At 62.1% G+C, this 21,693-nt stretch carries 23 protein-coding genes; 20 read left to right on the top strand and 3 right to left on the bottom strand.

The genetic code is table 11. The features are described 5' to 3' along the window. Positions 1-16 precede the first annotated feature (16 nt). Both GSQ90_RS20115 and GSQ90_RS20110 read right to left on the bottom strand, forming a co-directional pair. The gene (locus tag GSQ90_RS20115) at positions 17-595 is read right to left on the bottom strand and encodes a cysteine hydrolase family protein (RefSeq protein ID WP_158816687.1); all 579 of its coding nucleotides are present in this window, start codon (positions 593-595) and stop codon (positions 17-19) included. Next, positions 592-1,284 (bottom strand): GntR family transcriptional regulator, encoded by a 693-nt coding sequence (locus GSQ90_RS20110; protein ID WP_158816686.1) that lies wholly within the window; start codon positions 1,282-1,284, stop codon positions 592-594. Before GSQ90_RS20110 ends, GSQ90_RS20115 begins: the two co-directional genes overlap by 4 nt. Positions 1,285-1,430: 146 nt before the next feature. Between GSQ90_RS20110 and GSQ90_RS20105 the strand changes: the two genes are divergently transcribed. From GSQ90_RS20105 to GSQ90_RS20065, 9 genes are all read left to right on the top strand, one after another. Continuing rightward, positions 1,431-2,243, top strand: a complete 813-nt coding sequence (locus tag GSQ90_RS20105) for a CoA ester lyase (RefSeq protein WP_158816685.1) — start codon at positions 1,431-1,433, stop codon at positions 2,241-2,243. 96 nt (positions 2,244-2,339) lie between these two features. After that, positions 2,340-3,548 (top strand): ABC transporter substrate-binding protein, encoded by a 1,209-nt coding sequence (locus GSQ90_RS20100; protein ID WP_158816684.1) that lies wholly within the window; start codon positions 2,340-2,342, stop codon positions 3,546-3,548. Positions 3,549-3,647: 99 nt separating this feature from the next. Next, complete coding sequence (locus GSQ90_RS20095) at positions 3,648-4,397, top strand: SDR family NAD(P)-dependent oxidoreductase (RefSeq protein ID WP_158816683.1); 750 nt, start codon at positions 3,648-3,650, stop codon at positions 4,395-4,397. Positions 4,398-4,401: 4 nt separating this feature from the next. Continuing rightward, positions 4,402-5,316, top strand: a complete 915-nt coding sequence (locus GSQ90_RS20090; RefSeq protein ID WP_158816682.1) for an NAD(P)-dependent oxidoreductase — start codon at positions 4,402-4,404, stop codon at positions 5,314-5,316. Further along, positions 5,313-6,212, top strand: coding sequence for a branched-chain amino acid ABC transporter permease (locus GSQ90_RS20085; protein ID WP_158816681.1), 900 nt, complete (start codon positions 5,313-5,315; stop codon positions 6,210-6,212). The genes GSQ90_RS20090 and GSQ90_RS20085 overlap by 4 nt, the downstream gene beginning before the upstream one ends. Position 6,213: 1 nt before the next feature. Then, the gene (locus GSQ90_RS20080) at positions 6,214-7,182 is read left to right on the top strand and encodes a branched-chain amino acid ABC transporter permease (RefSeq protein WP_158816680.1); all 969 of its coding nucleotides are present in this window, start codon (positions 6,214-6,216) and stop codon (positions 7,180-7,182) included. Then, positions 7,179-7,967, top strand: coding sequence for an ABC transporter ATP-binding protein (locus tag GSQ90_RS20075; RefSeq protein ID WP_158816679.1), 789 nt, complete (start codon positions 7,179-7,181; stop codon positions 7,965-7,967). Before GSQ90_RS20080 ends, GSQ90_RS20075 begins: the two co-directional genes overlap by 4 nt. Beyond that, complete coding sequence (locus GSQ90_RS20070) at positions 7,960-8,703, top strand: ABC transporter ATP-binding protein (RefSeq protein WP_158816678.1); 744 nt, start codon at positions 7,960-7,962, stop codon at positions 8,701-8,703. The genes GSQ90_RS20075 and GSQ90_RS20070 overlap by 8 nt, the downstream gene beginning before the upstream one ends. An 18-nt stretch (positions 8,704-8,721) precedes the next feature. Then, positions 8,722-9,642, top strand: coding sequence for an SMP-30/gluconolactonase/LRE family protein (locus GSQ90_RS20065; protein ID WP_158816706.1), 921 nt, complete (start codon positions 8,722-8,724; stop codon positions 9,640-9,642). A 238-nt stretch (positions 9,643-9,880) separates the two neighbouring features. Here the strand turns inward: GSQ90_RS20065 and GSQ90_RS20060 are convergent, their stop codons facing one another. Then, a complete protein-coding gene (locus GSQ90_RS20060; protein WP_158816677.1) occupies positions 9,881-10,786 on the bottom strand; it encodes a LysR family transcriptional regulator in 906 nt (301 codons plus the stop codon). Positions 10,787-10,935: 149 nt separating this feature from the next. Between GSQ90_RS20060 and GSQ90_RS20055 the strand changes: the two genes are divergently transcribed. From GSQ90_RS20055 to GSQ90_RS20005, 11 genes are all read left to right on the top strand, one after another. After that, positions 10,936-11,931: an N-carbamoyl-D-amino-acid hydrolase gene (locus GSQ90_RS20055; RefSeq protein WP_158816676.1), complete on the top strand. Its 996-nt coding sequence runs from the start codon at positions 10,936-10,938 to the stop codon at positions 11,929-11,931. Between the two features lie 8 nt (positions 11,932-11,939). Next, a complete protein-coding gene (locus GSQ90_RS20050; protein WP_158816675.1) occupies positions 11,940-12,767 on the top strand; it encodes an ABC transporter substrate-binding protein in 828 nt (275 codons plus the stop codon). Next, on the top strand, positions 12,764-13,627 hold the full coding sequence (locus GSQ90_RS20045; protein ID WP_158816674.1) for an amino acid ABC transporter permease: 864 nt from the start codon (positions 12,764-12,766) through the stop codon (positions 13,625-13,627). Before GSQ90_RS20050 ends, GSQ90_RS20045 begins: the two co-directional genes overlap by 4 nt. Further along, complete coding sequence (locus GSQ90_RS20040; RefSeq protein WP_158816673.1) at positions 13,624-14,391, top strand: amino acid ABC transporter ATP-binding protein; 768 nt, start codon at positions 13,624-13,626, stop codon at positions 14,389-14,391. Before GSQ90_RS20045 ends, GSQ90_RS20040 begins: the two co-directional genes overlap by 4 nt. A gap of 23 nt (positions 14,392-14,414) precedes the next feature. Further along, the gene (locus tag GSQ90_RS20035; protein ID WP_210254933.1) at positions 14,415-15,239 is read left to right on the top strand and encodes an ABC transporter substrate-binding protein; all 825 of its coding nucleotides are present in this window, start codon (positions 14,415-14,417) and stop codon (positions 15,237-15,239) included. Beyond that, a complete protein-coding gene (locus GSQ90_RS20030; protein WP_158816672.1) occupies positions 15,226-16,110 on the top strand; it encodes a polysaccharide deacetylase in 885 nt (294 codons plus the stop codon). Before GSQ90_RS20035 ends, GSQ90_RS20030 begins: the two co-directional genes overlap by 14 nt. Before the next feature lie 44 nt (positions 16,111-16,154). Next, positions 16,155-16,955, top strand: coding sequence for an ABC transporter substrate-binding protein (locus GSQ90_RS20025; protein WP_158816671.1), 801 nt, complete (start codon positions 16,155-16,157; stop codon positions 16,953-16,955). Positions 16,956-17,002: 47 nt separating this feature from the next. Further along, entirely contained in the window at positions 17,003-17,641 is a 639-nt protein-coding gene (locus tag GSQ90_RS20020; RefSeq protein ID WP_246731680.1) for an aspartate/glutamate racemase family protein, read from the top strand. Between the two features lie 88 nt (positions 17,642-17,729). Then, positions 17,730-19,049, top strand: a complete 1,320-nt coding sequence (locus GSQ90_RS20015) for a dihydroorotase (RefSeq protein WP_158816669.1) — start codon at positions 17,730-17,732, stop codon at positions 19,047-19,049. A gap of 86 nt (positions 19,050-19,135) precedes the next feature. Further along, positions 19,136-20,557 (top strand): amidohydrolase family protein, encoded by a 1,422-nt coding sequence (locus GSQ90_RS20010; protein WP_246731679.1) that lies wholly within the window; start codon positions 19,136-19,138, stop codon positions 20,555-20,557. Positions 20,558-20,661: 104 nt separating this feature from the next. Further along, the gene (locus tag GSQ90_RS20005; RefSeq protein WP_158816668.1) at positions 20,662-21,531 is read left to right on the top strand and encodes a D-amino-acid transaminase; all 870 of its coding nucleotides are present in this window, start codon (positions 20,662-20,664) and stop codon (positions 21,529-21,531) included. Positions 21,532-21,693 lie beyond the last annotated feature (162 nt).

The following is a 21,693-nucleotide window of genomic DNA, read 5'->3' as shown; positions in this document are numbered from 1 at the left end:
GTTGGACGATGGCGCCTCAGGAGAAATCGACCGAGGCGCTGTCGTGGACGGCGGCGAAGCGCGTCAGGCAACGCAGGGCGCTTTCGTGCTCGTCCTGTGTGGCGCCCGCGCAGCAATCCTCAAACACGATACATTCGTAATCGCGATCATGGGCTTCCCGGGCGCCAGTGTGCACCACGCCGTTGGTCGAGACGCCACACAGGTAAAGCCGCTCCACCCCTCTCGCGCGCAAGGCAGGTTCCAGCGCCGTGCCGTAGAACGGACTGACGCGGTGCTTGATGAAATCGAAATCGCCATCCGCCGGCGCGACGCGTTCATGCACCTGCGTGCCCCATGCGCCGAGTTTGAACAGGCCATTCTGTCGCGCCCGGGAGAAGATGGGGGAGTTGGCGGGACAGTCGCGATAATCGGGAGCAAAGCCGACCCGCACATAGCCGACAAGCACACCCGTTGCGCGGGCCTTGTCGATCGCGGCCCGTGTCCGGCCGAGGACGTCCCGTTCGGCCATGAGCGGGACGTAGGTCTTAGCGCCTGCTCCATCCTCGTGGACAAGATCGTTCAACATATCCATGACCAGCAGCATCGACGATTTCATAGTTCTGCGCTCTCGGTTTGGTCCGAAGGTTGGTTGGACGGCGGCGCGGGCGCTTGCCGCTCGAGGCTCTCTCGAAACTCGCTCCAACCGGCTTCGATATGGCGGCGCATGGTGAGCATGGCTCCGCTGACATCGCCTTCGATGAACCTGCGCAACAACTCGGCGTGCTCCTCCGCAGCGCGGGAGGCGCGACCGTCTATACGGTTGATGACGTCGAAGGGGTAGCGCGCCCACAAAACCTGAACGAAATGGAGAGTCTGGGGAAGATTGGCGAAATCGTAGATCCGCCGATGGAAGCGATAGTTCACGCCACGTGCAACAGTGCTATCGCCCTCGTGCGCAGCCTTGTCGAACTGATCCGCCAAATCCCGCAGTTCGGCAATATTCTCCGAATTCAGCTTGCGCGCTGCACTCTCCACGAGTTGCGTCTCCAGCATGATGCGGAGCTTGAGGATTTCGGTCGACGTGCCGATATCGAAAGGGACTACGGTGGCGCCGCGGTAGGAGCCGCTGGAGAGGTAGCCCTCGGCCTCCAAAAGTTTCAATGCCTCGCGGACCGGCGTGATGGATATCTTCATCTGCTGAGCGATTTCCTGTTGCTTCAGCCGCGTTCCCCGCGCCAGCCGCCCGGAAATAATTTCTTCGCGCAGGAAATCCGCGACTTGGTCTTCTTTGGTTCTATATTCCATGGCGCCTTTCCGGATCGCCTGTTTATCCGGCGACTGGAAGTTGTAACGACTGTCAGCGTAGCGTGTTGCTTGCGCTTAACATAGCCTTGTCAGATCGGGTAGGCAAACATAAAATGCACAATGCATAATATTCTGAAGGATGACAAATGCATCTCTCCCGCTCATTTCTATTCGTGCCGGGCGACCGTCCCGATCGATTCGACAAGGCCGCCGCGTCCGGCGCGCATCAAGTGATTCTCGACCTCGAAGACGCGGTTCGTCCAAGCGAAAAAGACAAGGCTCGCGCTGCGATTGCGTCCTGGGATCAGCGCGCCCAGGCGATCGTTCGGATCAACGGGTCCGACAGCCCATGGTTCGAGAGCGATCTCGACTTCGTCCGGCGTCTCGGCCTATCGAAACTCATGATTCCCAAGGCGGAGCCAAAGGTGGTGCGCACTGCGGCCGCCGGACTCGGCAGCGCCGTCGAGATCGTCGGCTTGATAGAGACCGTCTCCGGCCTATTGCAAATTCGCGAGATCTGCCAAGAGGCGCAAGTCCGCCGACTCGCCTTCGGAAACCTGGATTTTGCTCTTGACGCCGGTGTGACTGAAACGGACCGGGAGCTCGATCCAGTGAGACTCCAACTTACGTTGGAATCAAAGTTTTCTCAGCTCGCGCCGCCGGTCGACGGAGTTTTCGCCGCATTCTCGGATACGGCCGCTTTGGCGACTCGTGTCCAGCGGGCGAAGGCGCTCGGACTTGGTGGCAAACTCTGCATTCACCCCAGCCAGGTTGCCTCGGTGAACAACGGATTTCTTCCAGACGCTGAGGAGTTTGCGTGGGCCCGACGCGTCATCGAGGGTGTCGAAACCACAGGCGCCGGCGCCATCTCGGTGGACGGAAAAATGGTGGACCGTCCGGTCATGGAGCGCGCCCGGGCCATCCTGCGGGCCGGCCAACAAATCAATCTGGAAAAATAATGCATCATGCATATTGTGCTTGACGCTCCGGGAGGGCGCGCCTAGTCTGACTGAATTCAACGAGGCAAAAATGCTGGCATGCCAATGGGAGGTCATATGGACCGTCGTCACGCGCTCAAAGTCATCGGCGCCACGATCGTCGGGGCTGCGCTTCCGTCGCGTTTTGCGCTGGGAGCGGATGGCGGCGTCGACGAAGCGAGCAAGACCATCAGTATTGGCGGTTTCACGCCAGTCACCGGGCCCGTTCCTTTCTATGCTATCCTCACTCACGCGGCGGATTCCTATTTCCGTTTTATCAACGAGAACGGGGGAATTCGGGGCTGGAAGATAAAGTACACAACGCTCGATGACGGCTATGATCCGGCCCGGAGCGTCGCGGTGACGCGCCGGCTAGTCGAAGACGACAAAATATTCGCTCTTGTGGCTTCCGTCGGCACGGCCACCAATGTGGCGGTGGCGCCCTATGCCAAAGAGATCGGACTCACCATGCTCGGGCCTATCGGCGGCGCGAGCATGTTCTTCTCGGAGCCCAATATTTTTCCACTGTTGCCGGACTACGGTTGGTCCGCGGCCGCCAATGCCGAATTCGCGCTGAAAGACCTGAGGCTCGAGAAAGTCGCCATTCTATGGGAAAATGACGAACTCGGCCGCTCGGCGAAGCGTGGCTTCGACCTCTATATGAACGAGCAGAAGGTAACGCCGGCGGAATCCGTTTCTTTCGAGGTGAAGACCACGGATTTCACGCCTCATCTGCGGCGCGTGGCGAATGCCGGCGCGGAGGCCGCCATTTTGTTTGGATCCAACGCCAATCTTGCCAGCGCCCTCAAAGCCGCCGACCGTCAGGGCATTAAGTTGACGTGGTTCGCGCCTTTCTTCACCGCCGATCCTTCCACTTACAAGCTCGCCGGTGATCTATTGAATGGCGTGTATTTCTCCTCCTGGCTGCTTCCTGTGACTAGCGACGAACCGGATGTGAAAGCCTATCGCGATGCGGTGACAAAATATTATCCTAGCGATCCGGTTGGCGTGTTCGGTCTCAATGGCTGGAGCAATGCTGCTCTCTTCGGCAAAGTGTTTGAAACTCTCATCGATAGCGGCAAGCCGATCACGCGGGAAAATCTCGTCGCAAGCGGCAACGCCCTCGCGAATGCCTCGGTAGGCGGGGCGCGAAAAGTTAGTTTCCGGCCGGGCGACCATCGCGGCACCCGTCAGGAAGCGATCCTTCAGGCCAAAGAAGGCTCATTCGTGATGGTGCGCGATTTCAAGCCTTATCCGTCGGTGGCGTTCGACGCAGCGCCCGGGTGACGCTCCAGTTCCGCCGGCTCCATTGCGAGCAGGCTTCCTCGCGCCGGGACATACGGAGGTCCGCGGCGCAACCAATGTAGTATGTGCAAGGACTGATGAATGGTGGGATCTCCATTGAGTGGGCCGTCGCGTCTCGACGGCCAAGTTGCATTGATCACGGGCGCCGCCGGCGGCATCGGACGCGCTGTCGTCGCGGCCCTCAGCGCGGCCGGAGCGAGCGTTATAGCTTCGGACCTCGTTGAATATACGGGTGAATTGCCGACAAATACGGTCTACCGCCAATGCGATGTAACTTCGCGAGACCAGACGGAGGCGCTGATCGACACATTGCTCGCCGATCGGGGCGCTGTCGATATTCTGGTGCTATGCGCAGGCACCATCTCCAGCGTGCCGCTTCAGGATTCAACGGACGAGGAATGGGACGCCATCTTCGACGTCAATGTCATGGGCGTGGTCAATCCGGTGCGTAAACTCTATCCGGTCATGGCCGCGCGCGGCTATGGCAAGATGGTCGCTCTCGGCTCTATCGCCGCGAAAATCGGCGGCGTCGCATCCGGCCCATCGTATGTGGCGGCGAAATCGGCAGTGCATGGCCTGATGAAGTGGGTCGCCAAGGCCGGCGCCGGCAAGGGCGTCTATGCCAACGTCATCGCTCCCGGTCCGGTGGAGACCCCGATGTGGGCCAATGTCACGGGGCGCGCCCCTCCCGCCGCGAACGGCAATGTTCCGCTGGGGCGCTTCGGCGCGCCGGAGGATATTGCTCAAGGCATTCTCTTCCTTTGCTCGCCCGCGTCGAACTGGATCACCGGTACGGTCCTCGACGTGAATGGCGGCATGCTGATGGACTGACTGGATGAGCGCCAACCACACGATAGGATTTGTCGGCCTCGGGGTGATGGGCGGCCCCATGTGCCGCAATGTCGCGACTAAGCATCCTGGGCGCGTTCTCGCATTCGACCTTGATCCGGCCGCAATGCGCACGCTGACCGACACTCCGGCCCAACCGGCCTCTTCTATCGAGCTGATAGCGGCCAAGGCGGACGTCGTGTTGCTTTCTTTGCCTGGCGATAAGCAGGTCGAAGCCGTGTGCGGCGAAGGCAGCTCCATCCTCGAAAACGCCAGGGCCGGGACGCTCGTGGTGGACCTCAGCACCACTTCGGTGGCGATGGCCAGGAAAGTGGGCGACCTTCTGAAGGCGAAAGGGCTCTTCTTCGCGGATGCGCCGGTGGCGCGTACGCGAGAGGCCGCGCAACGAGGCGAACTCAGCATCATGGTGGGCGCAAGCGACGCGGTATTCGCCCGTGCAAAGCCGGTGCTCGATTACATGGGCTCGGACGTGACCCATTGTGGCGAAGTGGGTACAGGCCAGGTGGTCAAACTCGTCAACAACACGCTAGTGTTCGAACACGTCGTCGCGCTGGCGGAGATGATGGTGGTCGCAGAGCGTGCTGGCGTCGCGCCTCGCACCTTGCTCGAAGCGGTTTCGAAGGGCTCGGGAGACAGTTTCGTCCTGCGCAACCACGGCATGAAGGCCATGGTCCCGCGCTCATTTCCTGAGAAGGCTTTCCCACCGGAATACGTTCTGAAGGATATCGGCTACTTGCTCGCGCTGGCGAACGACCACGGAGTTGACGCGAAGGTGACCGAGATCGCCCGGCGCTATTACGAGCAGGCGCGCGATGGGGGGCTCGCTGGCCGCTATTTCCCTGGCGTGATCGAGGTAATCGAGAGAGGCGGGCGTGGCGTCGACGCTCTGCCAGGCGCATGACCGTCCTGAGCGGATTCGCTTCTGATCTGCCCCCGCTGTTATGGTCCGGCGCCGTCTCCGGTTGCCTCTATGGTCTAGGCGCGCTCGGACTGGTCATGACCTACAAGAGTTCGCGGGTCGTGAACTTTGCCCATGGGAACCTTGCGGGTTTGGCCGCCTTTCTCGTCTATGGTTTTTCCAACGGCGCTTTACTGAATCTCTCTTGGGGTAACGCGGTTTTATTCTCCGCGGTCCTCATCGCGCTCATCGCGACGCTTAGCTACGCGCTGATCTCGCCCATTGTCTTCAAATCCGATCTGGCGAGTACGATCGCCACGTTGGGCATCGGGCTGATGTTACAGGGGTTGATTCAGCTTCTGTTTGGCGCCGATATTGTCAATCTGGATTTGCCAGTCCCGCGGTTCGGGTTCTCTCTGGCGGGCGTGCGCGTCTCATCCTACGATCTCACGGTGCTCGTGGTGACGCTCCTCATCGTCGGCGCACTCTTCTTCGTCATCGACCGCACGAGGCTCGGCATCGCTTTTCGGGCGGTGTCGACAAATCCGTTCGCCAGCCGCGTTTGTGGACTGAACCTGCGCTCGGTGCATCTCTTCGCCTGGCTGTCCAGCGCGGTGCTAGGGCTCGTGGCCGCGTTGTTGATCGTCCCAACGACTTTCCTGTCCTCGACGACTATGTCCTCCTTCATGCTGCAGGCGTTCACCGCGGCAGTGGTCGGCGGGTTCAACAGCTTGCCGGGCGCCGCCGTTGGGGGCGTGCTTGTCGGGATCGCCATGAACCTTTTCGCATTCTACGTTTCGCCCGAGTTCATGAATACTTTTCTGCTGGCCGTGATCCTGCTGACGCTCAATTTATTCCCCGGTGGACTTCTTGAGAAAGTGAGCGGCGGGCGTGTCTGACATGGCGCAAGCGACCAAGCGTTTGCGGCTAGCGCGAGGCGGACTGCTCGACCTTCGCAATCTCGGCGCCGCCGCGCTCTTGTGTCTACTGCTCGCGCTCCCCTTCGTGGTGGGAGGTTTTCTTCTCTATACCCTGACATTGTGCTTCGCGAATGCGCTTGGTGCGCTTTCCGTCAGTCTACTCGTGCGATACAGCGGCGAAGTTTCCATTGGCCATAGCTTCTTCGTCGCGCTTGGCGCCTACGCCGTTGCTATCATGGAGAAGCAGTTCGGCCTGTCCCTGCTGTTGAGTTTGCCTGTCGCCGTCTTGCTCGGTATCGCGGGCGGCATCATTTTTGCCTATCCGTCGCGACGGTTGTCGGGAATCTATCTCGCTGTATCCACCATGGCGCTTGCCTTGGCGCTGCCAGAGATTCTGGTTCATTCCGAAAAGGTCACGGGCGGATTCGAGGGTCTTTATGTAACGCTCGTACCTCTGCCGAGCGTGGCGAAGGAACTGCAGCGCTATTATATCGCGCTCGCGATCCTGGTTGTAGCTTGCCTCGCCCTCGCTCAGCTACGGGGCTCGCGACAGGGACTCGCGCTGCTCATGGCCCGCGCCCATCCATCGGCGGCCGAGGCGTTCGGCATCACACGCGGCTGGGCTCGCGTCAGCGTGTTCGCGATCAGCGCCGCCTTGGCCTCAGTCGGAGGCGCGGTGATGGCTTTCGCGAGTTCCACGGTATCTCCCAACAGTTTCACACTATGGAGTTCGATCTTTCTCCTCGTGGGGTCCGTGGTGAGCCTGAACAGGCTGACGTTGCCGGCCGGGATAATCGGCGGCGCCTTTCTTACGCTAGTGCCTAACTATCTGGCCAGCGCGGGCGATTGGGTGCCTATTCTTTACGGCGCAGCGCTTGTGGCGGTGACGCTCTGTGTGAATTGCGCCTCAGACATACGTCTGCTTCTCGCTCGCAGAGAACGCCCATGACCATTATGGCCGACACTGGCGCACACCCCCTGCGGGCCGATGGGCTTCATCTGTCGTTCGGAAACGTCCAGGTTCTGACTGATGTGAGCATTTTCCTTGAGCCTGGGCGGATCACGGGGCTCATTGGCCCCAACGGCGCCGGAAAGACGAGCCTCTTCAATTGTCTTACGGGGCTCTACCGACCCAAGCGAGGACGAATTTCATTCGGCGACATCCAGCTTGAGGATCTGCCGCCAAATCGGCGAGCCAATCTCGGCATATCGCGTTCGTTTCAGCACATGGCGCTTAGCGCCGATCTATCTGTGCTTGAGAATGTGATGGTGGGGCTGACTCTCAGCCGCACCACCGGGTGGGTCGGCGCATTTCTTCCGCTCCCCGCAAGTCGAACCGAAAGCGTCGCCGCTAATAGAAAGGCTATGTCGGCTCTCGCCAGTCTTGGCATCGCATCTGCGGCGATGATGACGCCGGCGGAACTCCCTCCAGGCACGCTGCGCCTCGTCGAAATCGCGCGCGCTATGGTCTGCGAACCTCGTGCATTGCTGCTGGATGAGCCGGCGGCCGGATTGAATGCAGTCGAGACGCGCGATCTTATGCGAGCTTTGCAACGCCTGATACACCCTGGCCTTGTTGTGGTGGTGGTTGAACACGACATGGACTTGATCATGCAGCTATGTGACCAAATCTACGTGCTCAGCGCTGGACGCGTGATCGCTTACGGCTCGCCTCAGGAAGTGAGGCGCGATCCCGAAGTCATCCGCATCTATCTCGGAGACCCCGATGACTGAGCTGTTGACCGTTCGGAAGCTGGACGTTCGCCACGGCAAGACAATAGCGGTGGAGCAGGTAGACCTCTCTCTGGCGCAGGGCAGCGTGCTCGCGTTGCTGGGCGCCAACGGCGCCGGCAAGTCGTCCATTCTGAAGGCCATTGCTGGTTTAGTAGACGGGCAGGGCGAGATCATCTTTGAGGCGCGTGATATTTCGCGGCTTTCCGCTCGCGAGCGGGTGCGCCTCGGCATCGTCTATGTGCCTGAAGGCCGGGAGATCGTGACCGACCTGACGGTGGACGAGAACTTGACGCTGGGCGGCTTTTTTCTCGACTCCCGCACGCTGGGGTCGCGGCGCGCGAAGATGCTGGAACTGTTTCCAGAAATCGCGAAGCATATCAGAGCTCCAGCTTGGATGCTGAGCGGTGGGGAGCAACAGATGCTCGCCATCGGCCGCGCGCTGATGAGCGCGCCGCGGCTCCTGCTGCTCGACGAGCCCTCGCTGGGCCTCGCTCCACTTTTGATTCGGCGAGTGTTCGAACGCCTGATGCGCATCAGGGCCGAAAGCGACCTCTCGATCCTTCTCGTGGAGCAGAGCTTCCGTATGACGCTGCGCGTCTCGGACACGGTCTGCTTTGTACGGAATGGACAAATCGTCGGTGTTCGAAAGGCTTCGGATCTCGATGCGTCGAGCAGCCTTGCGGAAGTTCTTGAAGCCTATTTGGGCGCGGCGCAGCCCATCGCGATGGCGGGCTAAGTGAGGGTGTCAACACATATGCGTCTTGAGGGTAGAGAGATCACCAGTGGACTTGGCTTTCCCGAGGGCCCAATCGCGTTGGCTGACGGCAGCGTCCTGGTGGTGGAGATCGAAGGCGGCCGGCTGACGCGCGTCCAACCATCGGGTCGGCGCGAGACAGTGGCGGAACTCGGCGGCGGCCCGAACGGGGCAGCCATGGGGCCCGACGGAAAATGCTACGTTTGCAACAACGGCGGCTTTGCTTGGCAACGAGAAGAGACCGGCTATCTGCGCCCCATCGGCCGATCAACGGACTATCAAACCGGGCGGATCGAACAAGTCGACCTTGCCACCGGCGCGGTCAAGGTCCTCTATGATCAATGCAACGGCGTCCCCCTGAAGGGCCCGAATGACATCGTGTTCGATGCAGCCGGCGGCTTCTGGTTCACCGATTTAGGCAAGACCTATGGGCGCGTCTCCGATCGCGGCGCCGTCTATTACGCTCGCACAGACGGGTCGTTGATCAAGGAGGCGATCTTCCCGATCCTCACGCCAAATGGCGTCGGCCTCTCCCCCGATGGACGCACACTCTACGTTTCGGAAACAGAGACCAGCCGCCTTTGGCGCTTCGACATCATCGGCGTCGGCGAAGTGGCGAAGGAGCCTTGGCCGTCGCCCAACGGCGGCAAACTCGTCCATGGTCTTCCTGGCTACCAACGCTTTGATTCCTTGGCCGTCGAAGCGAATGGCGCCATTTGCGTCGCAACCCTCGTCCGCGGCGGCGTTAGTGTGTTTTCGCCGGAGGGCGATCTCCTCGAATTCCACGAGGCGCCGGAGCCCTATTGCACGAACATTTGCTTCGGCGGTCCCCTTATGAAGACTGCCTACATTACCCTGTCCGGTACGGGACGCCTCATCGCCGTCGACTGGCCGCGGGCTGGGCTGGCGCTGCGCGGCTAGTTTCTTCCTCCGGCTCGTCGCCTCGCCCGTCTTAAGCGGGTGGTTCGGCTCTGTTGCCGTCGATCTCATAATTTCATCCGCCTGGACCGAAGTTTCCTATAGGAGCCCGTGCGATCGCCGGCTTTGGGGGGTCACATAGGCGGAACCATCGAACGTTCTTGTTCGCGCCACTTGGATAGCCACGGACTCTAGGCAGCGCGTCAAGGTGACGACGCCCGTTGATCTGGCAGCGCCCGTGTCAGGACGCCGGCGTCCTCACTAGCCGCTCGGAAGCGGAGGTGCGTATCTCTTCGAGGAAAGCGAGGGCCAGACGAGACAGCGGCTGCGCTTCGGACCAGAGCACATACGCAACCGCCGGCGTGTGTGGTGTGAACGGCCGAATCGCCAGATCGTGGGCCCCCCCGAGATGCGGTGAGAACGGGTCCACCACCGATACGCCCACTCTCGCTCCTGCGAGCACGCAGGCCGTGTTGCAATAGCGCACCTCCACGGTGTAGCGGAACGGCGTGTTAGCGCGATCGAAGGTATCGCGCACCGCTTCCCCCAAGCGCGTCCCCCGTTCCAGTGCGATGAACGGATAGGCGGCCAGGTCGGGCGGCGAAATGGATGGCAGCGAAGCCAGCTTATGGTCCCGCGCCATGACGCAGACCATTTCGCCGCGATGAACGACTTCGGATGCAATGCCCGGGTGGCGAGACAGGCCGAGCGCGAAGCCAAGTTCCGCAACCCGAGTGGTGACGCTCTCGATGATCCCCTCGTAACGGCGCACGTCGAAGAACACCCGGATCTTGGGCCGGGCGCCAAGGAAGCGGTTCAGGGCAGGCGGCACGATGCTGTAGGCAAGCGGCGGCGTCGCCACGATGCGCAGATGGCCTGAGCGGCTTTCGCGCAGATCCCGCACCCGGCTTTCCAGATTGGCGTGCAGGGCGAAGATGGACTCCGCTTCTTTATGCAGCGCCAGCGCCTCAGCCGTTGGAAACAGGCGATTGTTGATGCGCTCGAATAGTGCAAACCCGGCCTGGGCCTCCATCACCTTGAGCGCGTTGCTGACCGCCGGCTGCGATAGGGCGAGATCCCGCGCCGCGGCGACGGTTGTGTGATTGCGGATCAGCGCACGAAGAATCTCAAGCTGGCGGAGCGTCAACTATAACTCCCCTGAATAGATGCCCCTGTTTTATCATAGCTTACTCGATTGAACACGGGTTTCGAGTCATGCGAGAAAATTGGGTCTCCGCGCCGGACAGGCTGATAAAACCGGACAAAACCGACACGAACAGGGTGCAGAAAGCCACAATGAGCCGAGTAATCCGAATTGCGGCGGCGCAGATGGGTGCGACCCAGAAAGCGGACCCGCGCGAGCAAACGCTGCTGCGTATGATCGCGCTGCTGGAGGGTGCGGCCGCACAGGGCGCGACTTTGATCATATTTCCCGAACTCGCATTCACGACATTCTTTCCGCGATGGTTGATCGAAGGCGACGCGCTCGACGCCTATTTCGAGCGATCAATGCCCAACCCCTCGGTGCAAGCGCTGTTTGACCGCGCGCGTGAACTGCGTGTGGGTTTCTATGTCGGTTATGCCGAAGTCACTCCCGAACGGCGCCGTTTTAATGCGGCGATTCTTGTCGAGCCTAACGGTTCGGTGCTCGGCCGCTATCGCAAGGTTCATCTCCCGGGCACTCGAGAACCGCGACCAAACACGGCCTTCCAGCAATTGGAAAAGCGTTATTTCGAATATGGCGACCTTGGTTTTCCCGCCTTCCGCGCTGGCAGCGACTGGCAGAGCGCGATCCTGGGTATGATGATCTGCAATGACCGCCGCTGGCCTGAGGCATGGCGCGTTTTAGGGCTCCAGGGCGTGGAACTGGTCTGCGTAGGCTACAACTCCGCCGCATACGACCCGAACGGCGGCGCGAGCGAAGACGAAGCGTTGCGCACGTTCCATTCCAAGCTGGTGGCGCAGGCGAACGCCTATATGAATTCCACCTGGGCTGTCGCCGTGGCGAAAGCCGGCGACGAGGACGGATCCGGGTTGATCGGCGGCTCATGCATTGTCGACCCGAACGGGCGGATAGTGGCTGAGGCGACGACATTGTCCGACGAGTTACTCGTCGCCGATTGCGATCTTGATCTGTGCCGTCAGGGCAAAGATAAAATGTTCAACTTCGAAGCCCATCGACGCCCCCAGCAATATGCGGCGATCACGAGCCAGGTCGGCGTGATCGAACCTGCTTTCGTCAACATCGATAAATCCACAGATCGCTTCCGAGCCGCTCAACCCTCAAGCTGAGGCTTTCCATGAACCGCACCCGTCTGGCCGCTCTTTCCCTTGCCGCTCTGTCCTGCATTGGAGGCGCGGCCTCCGCCGAATTGCCGCAGGCGATTCAGCAAGCCGGCGCGCTGCAGGCAAGCGTCAACGCAATCTATCCGCCGATGGAGTACAAGGACCCAGCGAGCGGACAGTTGACCGGCCTCGATGTGGACCTGGGCGAGGCTTTGGCCAAGCGTTTGGGGGTGAAGATCGTTTGGTCTGAAAGCGCATTCGAGCAATTGATGCCGTCTTTGCAGACCGGGCGCGCGGATCTGATCATCAGCGGGCTGACCGATCGCGTTTCCCGCCACGAGGCCGCCGACTTCGTCGACTATCTGAAAACTGGCGCGCAATTCTATGTCCTAGCGGGAAGCCCAGCCAAGGCGGAGAGCGATCTCTGCGGCAAGCGCGCGGGAACGAGCCGCAGCACATCATTTCCCGCTGAGATCGCCGCTTGGAGCAAGACCCATTGCGAAAGCGCGGGAAAGCCCGCCATCGAAGTCGTCAATGCGGAAAGTACGGTCGATGCGCGTAGCCAGTTGCGCCAAGGCCGCATCGACGCCGCCGTGCAGGGAAGCGAGACAATTCCTTACGCTTTCGCCAACGAACCCAATACCTATCGCGTTCTCGGCGCCCCCTTCACAACCGGTTATCAAGGCATCGCCGTGAAGAAAGGCGAAACGGCGTTGCGCGATGCATTAGCTGACGCGCTGGGCGGGTTGATCGCCGATGGTTCCTACAGGGCGACTTTGACCAAATACAACCTTCAGGACAATGCAATGGCGGAGCCTATCATCAACGGCGCAATGCCATGAGCCCGGGGCCGGCGCAGGCGCTGGCCGAGGGCTTCCCGGACTTGTCCGGGTTGGCGGTGGCGCGCCGGATGCGCTGGGGGCGTTGGACGGCGGCGCTGCTCATCGTTCTGGCGTTGCTCGCGTTGGCTCGGGCCTTCGCGAATGGACAAATCGAATGGTCGTATGTTGGTCGGTTCCTGACAGTCCCCGCCATCCTCGACGGCATCATCAACACCGTCGTGATGGCGGTGGCGGCGATGGCGCTCGGCATCGTGCTTGGGGTGGTCGTCGCGATCATGCGTCTGTCGCCGAACCCTGTGTTGCGGGCGGTCGCCGGCGGCTACACCTGGCTTTTCCGCGGCACCCCGGTCATCCTTCAACTTTTACTGTGGTTCAACCTCGCGCTAGTGTTTCCGGTCATCGGCGTGCCCGGGCTCTGGTCCGGCCGCGCCGTGGACCTGATGACGCCATTTCTTTCGGCTCTACTCGGCCTTGGCATCAATCAGGGCGCCTATACGTCAGAGGTGATGCGCGCCGGGATGCTCTCGGTGGACGTTGGCCAGTATGAGGCCGCCCAGGCGATCGGCATGAGTCATCTTAGGGCCTTGCGCCGGATCATCCTTCCGCAGGCGATGCGCGTGGTGATCCCGCCGCTGGGCAATGAATTCATCAGCATGGTCAAAATGACCTCGCTGGCGAGCGTTATCCAGTATCCTGAAGTGCTGCACAGCGCCGAAAATATCTACTACGCCAACTCGCGCGTCATCGAATTGCTGATTGTGGCCGGCATTTGGTATCTCGCGGTCGTGTCGGCGCTCACTCCTTTGCAGATGCTGCTTGAGCGAAGGTTCGCCCGTGGTCTAACCGGGAACTCTGGATGATCCAGCCCTTCGTCGCGATACGTAATGTAAGCAAGGCGTTTGGGAAGTTCCAGGCGCTGCAGAACGTGTCGCTCGACGTACAGGCCGGGCAAGTCCTCTGCCTGATTGGGGCCTCCGGCTCTGGCAAAACGACGCTGCTGCGTTGCGTGAACCAACTGGTGCGGATCGACCGCGGCGGCATTTGGTTGGACGGCGACCTTCTGGGCATGCGCGTGCAGAACGGTCGTCTGCACGTTCTCAACGACGCGGAGATCGCCCGCCAGCGTCTGAGCACAGGGATGGTGTTTCAGCGTTTCAATCTGTTCCCGCACATGACGGCCTTGCAGAATGTCGCCGAGGGGCCGGTGCAGGTGCAGCGCCGCAAGGCAGGCGAGGTCAAGGCCGAGGCCCTGGAGCTTTTGGCTCGGGTCGGTCTAGCTGACAAAGCGGCCAATTATCCCTCCCAATTGTCAGGCGGGCAGCAGCAGCGCGTGGCGATCGCCCGCGCGCTGGCCATGCGCCCCAAGCTGATGCTGTTCGACGAACCGACCAGCGCGCTCGATCCGGAACTTGTGGGCGAGGTGCTGGCGGTCATGAAAGAGCTTGCGCGCAGTCACATGACGATGATCGTCGTCACACACGAATTGGGCTTCGCTCGGGAGGTCGCAGACCGTGTCGTCTATATGGACGCCGGCCGGATCGTGGAGGAAGGACCGCCAGGCCAGGTTTTGAGCGCGCCGAACGAGGCGCGCACCAAAGCCTTCCTTTCGGCGGTGTTAGCGTGATTGCCCGTGACATGGAGCTCCCGATGAAATCGCTTTGCACAATGACGATAAGCTGCTTGGCCGCGACCTTGTTCACAATCCCGGTCGTCGCCGAGACATTGCCGGATCGCATCGCCGCGCGAGGCAGCCTGATCCTTGCGGTGACGCCAAACTATCCGCCGTTGGAGTTTCGTGACCCCGCCTCCAACGCGCTGACCGGCTTTGACGTGGATCTCGGCGAAGCGCTGGCCCGCAAGCTTGGCGTGAAGGTCGACTGGCAAGAGACGGCGTTCGAGCAAATGATTCCCGCGTTGGGAACAGGCCGCGTGGATGCGATCCTGTCGGGAATGAGCGATCTCGCGTCGCGGCATCCCGCCGCCAGCTTTGTGGACTATCTGCGAAGCGGCCCGCAATTTTTCGCGCAAGCGTCCCGCGCCGCCGAGTTCAGCGACATGCAGGCCCTGTGCGGCAAGTCCGTTGGCGCTAGCCGCCGCACCTCCTTTCCGAAGGAGATCGCGGCCTGGAGCGACGCGCATTGCGGCGGCAAACCCATCAACTTCGTAGGGACGGAAGGCTCCGCGGACGCCCGCACCCAGCTCAAACAGGGGCGAATTGACGCCGCCGTTCAGGGCAATGAGACGCTGTCCTATGTGATGGCGCAAGAGCCGAGCGTCTACGCGACAATCGGCGAGCCGATCGGAGCCCAGCTTACCGGCATCGCCATCTCGAAGGACGATGCCGCTCTACAAAATACAGTCGCCGGCGCGCTGGATTCGCTGATCGCCGATGGGACTTATAAGGCGCTGCTCAGCAAGTGGCGTCTTTCCTCAAATGGAATCGAAAAGGCTTCGATCAATGCTGGACAGTAAGTCGCTCGCGGGCATTCCGCTCCGCCCCGCTAACGCCGCCGCTGCCGCCCCCATTTTTCCCTGGCCGAATCCTTACGGTTCCGCCATGTTCCTGTCGTTCGACGTGGATGCGGAAAGCGCCTGGACCGGCAAGGATCCTTCGCATGCCGAACGTCTGGTCACGATGAGCTTTGGCGGCTTCGAGGCGCGCGTGGGCACGCCCAAGCTGCTGGAACTGATGGATCAGCTCGGGCTGCGCGCCACTTTCTTCATCACCGGCTGGTCCGTGGAGGCGCATCCGGCGATGGCCGAGAGCATCATGCGCGCGGGGCACGAGATCGGTCACCACGGCTTTCACCATTTGACGCCGGATCCGCACGACCCGTTCATCCAAGAGGAACTGGAGCGCGGTTTCGAAGTCCTGAAACGGCGGCTCGGCGTCGCGCCCAAGGGTTATCGCGCGCCGTCTGGCGAGTTTTGCGAGGAGCTGCGTTCTTCCCTCGTGCGCCTCGGGATCACCTATACAAGTTCCTTTCGCGATGACGTTCGTCCCTATCGTCACGTTCTCGCGAATGGTGCGCCCGGGACGATCGAACTGCCGGTTACGGCGAGCTACGACGACTGGCTGCTCGGCCTCACGAACCGATTCAGCCCGCGCCCGATCTTCCCGCGCGAGCACGTTCTTTCGATCTGGAAGGACGAGCTGGATGAGACGCGGGATTGGGGCGCGATGGTCACCACCGTGCTGCACCCGCAATGCAGCGGCCGACCGATGCGCCTGCGTCTGTTGCGGGAGTTCCTGCAATACGCTCAGTCCTGCCCGGACCTCTGGATAGCGACCGGAGAGGAGATCGCCGGCCACTTCGCCAAACACGAAGCCGCGGCGGCCTGACCGCCGCGCTTTCTCTCCCACCCCATTCCACGAGATTGTCTTCCATGTTCAAATGTCTTGCCGCGCCGATCCTGCTGCTGACCCTGACGGCAGCGGCCGCCGAGCCGACGCACGTCCCGATCGGCATCTATCCCAGCTACCCCCCACTCGATATGCGCGACCCCGTGAGTGGCGAATTGAAGGGCTTCGACATCGAACTAGGTCAACGCTTGGCCGAGCGGCTCGGCGTGACATTCGACCTGCAGGAGACGGCGTTCGCTCAATTGGTGGCGTCGGTCCAGACCGGGCGGATCAAACTGTTCTTCAACGGTATGAACGACACCGCGCCGCGGCGCGAGCTAGTCAGCTTCGTGGACTATCTGCGGTCCGGCACGCAATTCATGGTGCGCGCCGCGGACGCCAGCGCCTATGCCGACGAAACCGCCTTGTGCGGCAAGAAAGTCGCGGGCAGCCGGGGCACCAATCTGCCTGGCCAGATCGCGGAGTGGAGCCAGGCGCATTGCGAGAGCCAGGGCAGGGCGGCTGTCATCTTTCTCGGCGCCGACAACAACATCGACGCGCGCTCCCAACTCAAACAAGGCCGCTCCGACGCGATGGCGCAGGACAGCCTCACCATCCCCTTCATCCAGGCGCAGGAACAGGGCGTCTACACCACTGTGGGCGAGCCTTTCGACATCACCGTGATGGGCATCGGCGTCGCCAAATCGGAGGCCGCATTGCAAACCGCTCTGGCCAAAGCGTTGCAGGAAGCAATCGACGACGGCAGTTACGCGGCGCTGCTGAAGAAGTGGAACCTGCCCGCCAGCAGCGCGACGCCGCGCGCCACGATCAACGGGGCGCCATAGTGCGACGCCCCAGCACGCGGACAAGCCGGTCTCCGGACCGCATCCTGGTGATCAACCCCAATTCATCGCTCGCCGTCACGGCCGCGATCGACGGCGGCCTGCAGCCCCTTCGCGTATCGGGAGGGCCGGAGATCGTGGTGGAGAGTCTGCGGACAGGACCGCGGGGCATTGCGACGCAACAGGATGCGGACAGTGTCGTTATGCCGTTGGCGGACTGGGTGCGCGCGGAGAGCGCCGACGCGTTCGTCCTCGCCTGCTTCAGCGACCCCGGCCTGCACACCGTGCGCGAGGCGGCGGGCGGTCGTCCGGTGATGGGAATCGCGGAATGGGGCCTGCTTCGCGCGCTGACGCTGGGAGAACGCTTCGGAATTATTGCGCTCTCACCCGCCTCAGTCCAGCGACAGCAGCGCTATGTCAGACAAATGGGGCTTTTCGATCGCTATGCCGGGAGTTGGCCCGTGAACGCCAGCGCCGAAGATACGGCCGGCGAGGCCATCCGGGAGCGATTGGCGGAAGCCGGGCGCAGTCTGGCGACACGCCTTGGAGCGGACGTGCTGGTGCTTGGTTGCGCGGGAATGGCGAGCCATCGCCGCGCCCTTCAGGATTTGATAGGTCTGCCTGTCGTCGAGCCAACGCAGCAGGCTGTGGCGGCGGCGTTGGCGGCGCTACTTCTGGCAGAGTCATGAGAGGTTCGCAGGTCGGCGCTTTCCGTAGGCGCGCGCCGCGTATTGGGCGACTGCCGCGCAACGAACCTTTGGGATGGAGCGAGATGCGATGCACTTTGATCTGCTGATACGCGCCGGCGCCTGCATGCTCCCCTGGGGCGAAGAGCAGGCGGATGTCGGCATCCTGCACGGCCGCATCGCCGCCATCGGCGCCCTGCACACACACACGGCCGCGGAGGTCTTCGACGCGAGCGGGCTGCATGTGCTGCCGGGCCTCATCGACAGCCATGTCCACCTTCGCGATCCCGGCGATGCGACAGTGGAAACCCTGGCCACGGGCACTCGCGCCGCCGTGCTGGGCGGCGTCGCCACCGTGTTCGACATGCCGAACACCAATCCAGCGATCGTCGATCAGGACCGTCTCGACTGGAAGCGAAGCTATGCGGAGCAGCAAAGCTGGTGCGACATCGGTCTCTATGTCGCCGGCGCCAAGACAAACATCGATGCACTGGCCGCGCTTGAACGGCAGCCGGGCGTTTGCGCGATCAAGGTCTTTGCCGGCAGCTCCACCGCCGCCTTGCTGGTCGAAGATGACGAGCATCTGGAGCGATTGATGCGGGCGGGCCGCCGCCGCATCGCCTTTCACAGCGAAGACGAATATCGGCTGCGCGCGCGCAAGCCCCTGTTCCATTCGGGCATGCCTTACCGCAGCCATATGGAATGGCGCGACGAGGAATGCGCATTCCTCGGCACGAGACGGCTGATGGCGCTGGCGCGCAAGACCGGCCGGCCCGCGCATATTCTGCATGTGTCGACGGCGGAGGAACTGGAATATTTGCGAGATTTCCGTGACGTCGCCAGCGTCGAAGTGCTGGTCAATCACCTCACCCAGGTCGCGCCCGATTGCTACGATAATCTTGGCGGGATGGGCGTGATGAACCCTCCGATCCGCGGCGAACGCCATCGCGCGGCGAGCTGGGCGGCGCTGCGCGACGGGACGGTCGATACGATCGGCTCCGATCACGCGCCCCATTCCAGGGCGGCCAAGCGATTGCCGTGGCCGGACTGTCCCGCCGGACTGACAGGGGTGCAAACCGTCGTCCCCGTCATGCTCGATCACGTAAACGCCGGCAGACTGTCGCTCTCGCGTTTGGTCGACCTGATGGCCGCGGGGCCTGCCCGGGTTTATGGTCTTATCGGCAAAGGGCGGCTCGCGGCGGGCTACGACGCCGATTTCACCATCGTTGACATGAAACGCCGGCGCACGATCGAGGAAAGCTGGATCGCATCCCCTTGCGGGTGGACGCCTTTTGCCGGCATGTCGGTCCAAGGCTGGCCCGTCGCGACGATCATTCGAGGCATGACGGTCATGCGCGATGACGAAGTCCTTGGGGCTCCGATCGGCCGCCTCGCGCGTTTCCAAGCCTAGCGGACCCGCTGCGAGTGAAGGACCAAAAATCTCGTTCCGCATCGCGGCCCCATAGAGTCAACGGTGGTTGGGGCGATAAGACCGATATGAACGTTGGGATGAATTCGATGGGCGGCAGCGCGACAACTCTGATTTTCGGCAGCTACGTGCTCGCTCGGCGCAACGGCGCGCAGGAGGTGCTTCGCGACCATTGGGTGCTGCTGGAGGGCGACCGGATCGCAGCCATCACGCCGTCGCGGCCAGCGGGCGCGGATCGCGTGTTCGACCGTCCGGGCCGCTTCATCCTGCCAGGGCTTTTGAACCTTCACAACCATTGCTTCAGCGAGGCGGTGGCGCGAACGCATACCGAGGACGGCGCCGGACGAAAGAACAATCAGAGCATTGTCTATACCGTGCTGCTGCCGCTGACGAAGCTTGGAATCGAAATCCTCACGCCGGCCGAGCGGATGGACGTCGCGCGCCTGGGAATCTTGCAACTTCTGAAAGGCGGCGCCGCGACGGTGATGGAGCCTTTCCGAAACGGCATTCCCGAAATGTTCGATGCGGCGTTGGAGATGGGAATACGCTTCTATGGCGCGCCTTACCTCTTCTCGACCGCCAACGCTCAGGCTGATGGCGGCGGCGTCGTGCGATACGCCTCCAATGCGGCTGGCGGGGAGGACGGTTCGGTCGATCTCCAGACCTGGGACCGCCTTTACGCAAGCTGGGAGGGACGGGGCGAAGGGCGCATCCGTCTCGCGATGAGCCCTCATGCGACCGATACTTGCGGTCCGGACCTGTTGCGCGCCGCCGCCGCGCGCGCGCGGGAGTTGGATGCGCCGATAACGATCCACCTGGCGCAGAGCAAGTCCGAAGTGGCGACCATTCGCAGCCGATACGGCGATCGGACGCCGGCCGAATATCTGGACTGGCTCGGCGTGCTGGAGCCCGACCTGCTCGCCGCGCATTGCATCGACTGCACGGATGACGACCTTGCCTTAATGGGCGCGCGCGGCGCTGCGGTTCTCAATTGCCCCCGCGTGTTTGCGCGCGCCGGAACCACGGCCGCCTTCAGTCGCTTCGCCGGCCATGGCGTTCGCACGCTGGTGGGCACCGACGGCTATAATATGGACCTTCTTGGCGAGTTGAACGCCGCCGCGATGATTTCAAAGGTCGCATCGGGACGGGCGGACGCGGCGAGCGCGCCGGAGCTCATCGATGCTGTCACAACGCAGGCCGCCGCGGCGATCAAGCGCCCGGACCTTGGCGAGATCCGGCCCGGCGCGACCGCCGACCTGACCGTGGTCGACCTGTCGCATCCGCACCTCCAGCCTTTGTTTGATCCGCGGCGCGCCTTGATCTGGCTCGCCAACCGCGCCAACGTCGACATGGTGGTGGTCGACGGCAAAGTACTGATCGAGGCCGGCCGCTACGCCGGCGGCGATGAAGAGGCGATCACTGCTGCAGGGGCCGCCGCCATAGGGAAGATATGGGCCTTGCCGGAGGCGCAGGCCGCCTTCAACAACTGACGCTGGCGTCCGGCCGAATGCGTATGTCGCGCCATCGCAGACGGATGCGAGGCGCTTCACTCCTTGTCCCTGAATTCTCGAACCCATCCCAAAGGGAAACTGAAATGCCTGACGCCGCCGATCGCATCGTATTTCTCAATGGCGCCTATGTGCCGCTGGCTGACGCGAACATCTCGATCATGGATCGCGGTTTTCTCTTCGCTGACGGGATCTATGAGGTCAGCGCCGTGCTCGACGGCAAGCTCGTCGACAACGATGCGCATCTTGCCCGGTTGAAACGCTCGTTGGCCGAATTGCGGATCGCCGAACCCTATTCGAGCGCCGACTGGATCGGCATCGAAGAGGAACTGATCCGCCGCAACAGCCTGACCGAGGGCGTCATCTATATCGAGGTCACACGGGGCGTCGCCGAGCGCGACTTCGTCTATCCCCCGGACTTGCGACCGACCGTGGTCGCCTTCACTCAGGTCAAGGCGATCGTCGCCAGTCCCTTGAGCAATCGAGGCGCGAAACTGATCACCTTGCCGGACCTTCGCTGGGCGCGTCGCGACATCAAATCGGTCGCGCTGCTCGCCCAGGTCCTCGCCAAACAAACGGCGGCGGAGGCGGGCGCGGCGGAGGCGTGGATGGTCGAGGATGGCTTCGTCACCGAAGGCGGTTCGTCGACGGCTTTCATCATCACCCAAGACATGCGCATCATCACCCGCCCGCTCAGCACGGCCATCCTGCCGGGAATTACGCGGCTCGCCGTGATGCGGCTGGCGGCGCGTGAAAATCTGACAATCGACGAGCGTCCGTTCAGTGTGGTCGAGGCGAAGGCGGCCGCGGAGGTTTTCTACACCAGCGCGTCAAACTTCGTCGTCCCCGTTATATCCGTCGACGGCGATCCCATCGGCAACGGACAGCCAGGCCCCCTGACGCGCCAACTTCGCGATATCTATATCGACTTTGCGCGGGGGGAAGAGTCGCCTTGAAGCGCTTAATCGGGGGCGACTCCCAAGCCTTTAATTAGCACGACCTCTGACGTTTGCGCCACAACCGTTTTGCGAAAACGCGAAGGACGATCAAAAGGCGAACAACTCGCCGTCCTGTGTCGTGTGCGTCGCGCTGGAGCGGACCAGCGTGGCGGTCATCGG

This window comes from Methylocapsa sp. S129 (assembly GCF_009765995.1).
In the GTDB taxonomy this organism is placed as follows: domain Bacteria; phylum Pseudomonadota; class Alphaproteobacteria; order Rhizobiales; family Beijerinckiaceae; genus Roseiarcus.
This window is presented reverse-complemented; position numbering and strand designations above follow the sequence as displayed.

What these genes read in the sequence shown, in the direction of transcription:
- GSQ90_RS20115 (WP_158816687.1), bottom strand. Translation starts at nt 595, where the DNA reads ATGAAATCGTCGATGCTGCTGGTCATGGATATGTTGAACGATCTTGTC.
- GSQ90_RS20110 (WP_158816686.1), bottom strand. Translation starts at nt 1,284, where the DNA reads ATGGAATATAGAACCAAAGAAGACCAAGTCGCGGATTTCCTGCGCGAA.
- GSQ90_RS20105 (WP_158816685.1), top strand. Translation starts at nt 1,431, where the DNA reads ATGCATCTCTCCCGCTCATTTCTATTCGTGCCGGGCGACCGTCCCGAT.
- GSQ90_RS20100 (WP_158816684.1), top strand. Translation starts at nt 2,340, where the DNA reads ATGGACCGTCGTCACGCGCTCAAAGTCATCGGCGCCACGATCGTCGGG.
- GSQ90_RS20095 (WP_158816683.1), top strand. Translation starts at nt 3,648, where the DNA reads ATGGTGGGATCTCCATTGAGTGGGCCGTCGCGTCTCGACGGCCAAGTT.
- GSQ90_RS20090 (WP_158816682.1), top strand. Translation starts at nt 4,402, where the DNA reads ATGAGCGCCAACCACACGATAGGATTTGTCGGCCTCGGGGTGATGGGC.
- GSQ90_RS20085 (WP_158816681.1), top strand. Translation starts at nt 5,313, where the DNA reads ATGACCGTCCTGAGCGGATTCGCTTCTGATCTGCCCCCGCTGTTATGG.
- GSQ90_RS20080 (WP_158816680.1), top strand. Translation starts at nt 6,214, where the DNA reads ATGGCGCAAGCGACCAAGCGTTTGCGGCTAGCGCGAGGCGGACTGCTC.
- GSQ90_RS20075 (WP_158816679.1), top strand. Translation starts at nt 7,179, where the DNA reads ATGACCATTATGGCCGACACTGGCGCACACCCCCTGCGGGCCGATGGG.
- GSQ90_RS20070 (WP_158816678.1), top strand. Translation starts at nt 7,960, where the DNA reads ATGACTGAGCTGTTGACCGTTCGGAAGCTGGACGTTCGCCACGGCAAG.
- GSQ90_RS20065 (WP_158816706.1), top strand. Translation starts at nt 8,722, where the DNA reads ATGCGTCTTGAGGGTAGAGAGATCACCAGTGGACTTGGCTTTCCCGAG.
- GSQ90_RS20055 (WP_158816676.1), top strand. Translation starts at nt 10,936, where the DNA reads ATGAGCCGAGTAATCCGAATTGCGGCGGCGCAGATGGGTGCGACCCAG.
- GSQ90_RS20050 (WP_158816675.1), top strand. Translation starts at nt 11,940, where the DNA reads ATGAACCGCACCCGTCTGGCCGCTCTTTCCCTTGCCGCTCTGTCCTGC.
- GSQ90_RS20045 (WP_158816674.1), top strand. Translation starts at nt 12,764, where the DNA reads ATGAGCCCGGGGCCGGCGCAGGCGCTGGCCGAGGGCTTCCCGGACTTG.
- GSQ90_RS20040 (WP_158816673.1), top strand. Translation starts at nt 13,624, where the DNA reads ATGATCCAGCCCTTCGTCGCGATACGTAATGTAAGCAAGGCGTTTGGG.
- GSQ90_RS20035 (WP_210254933.1), top strand. Translation starts at nt 14,415, where the DNA reads ATGAAATCGCTTTGCACAATGACGATAAGCTGCTTGGCCGCGACCTTG.
- GSQ90_RS20030 (WP_158816672.1), top strand. Translation starts at nt 15,226, where the DNA reads ATGCTGGACAGTAAGTCGCTCGCGGGCATTCCGCTCCGCCCCGCTAAC.
- GSQ90_RS20025 (WP_158816671.1), top strand. Translation starts at nt 16,155, where the DNA reads ATGTTCAAATGTCTTGCCGCGCCGATCCTGCTGCTGACCCTGACGGCA.
- GSQ90_RS20015 (WP_158816669.1), top strand. Translation starts at nt 17,730, where the DNA reads ATGCACTTTGATCTGCTGATACGCGCCGGCGCCTGCATGCTCCCCTGG.
- GSQ90_RS20010 (WP_246731679.1), top strand. Translation starts at nt 19,136, where the DNA reads ATGAACGTTGGGATGAATTCGATGGGCGGCAGCGCGACAACTCTGATT.
- GSQ90_RS20005 (WP_158816668.1), top strand. Translation starts at nt 20,662, where the DNA reads ATGCCTGACGCCGCCGATCGCATCGTATTTCTCAATGGCGCCTATGTG.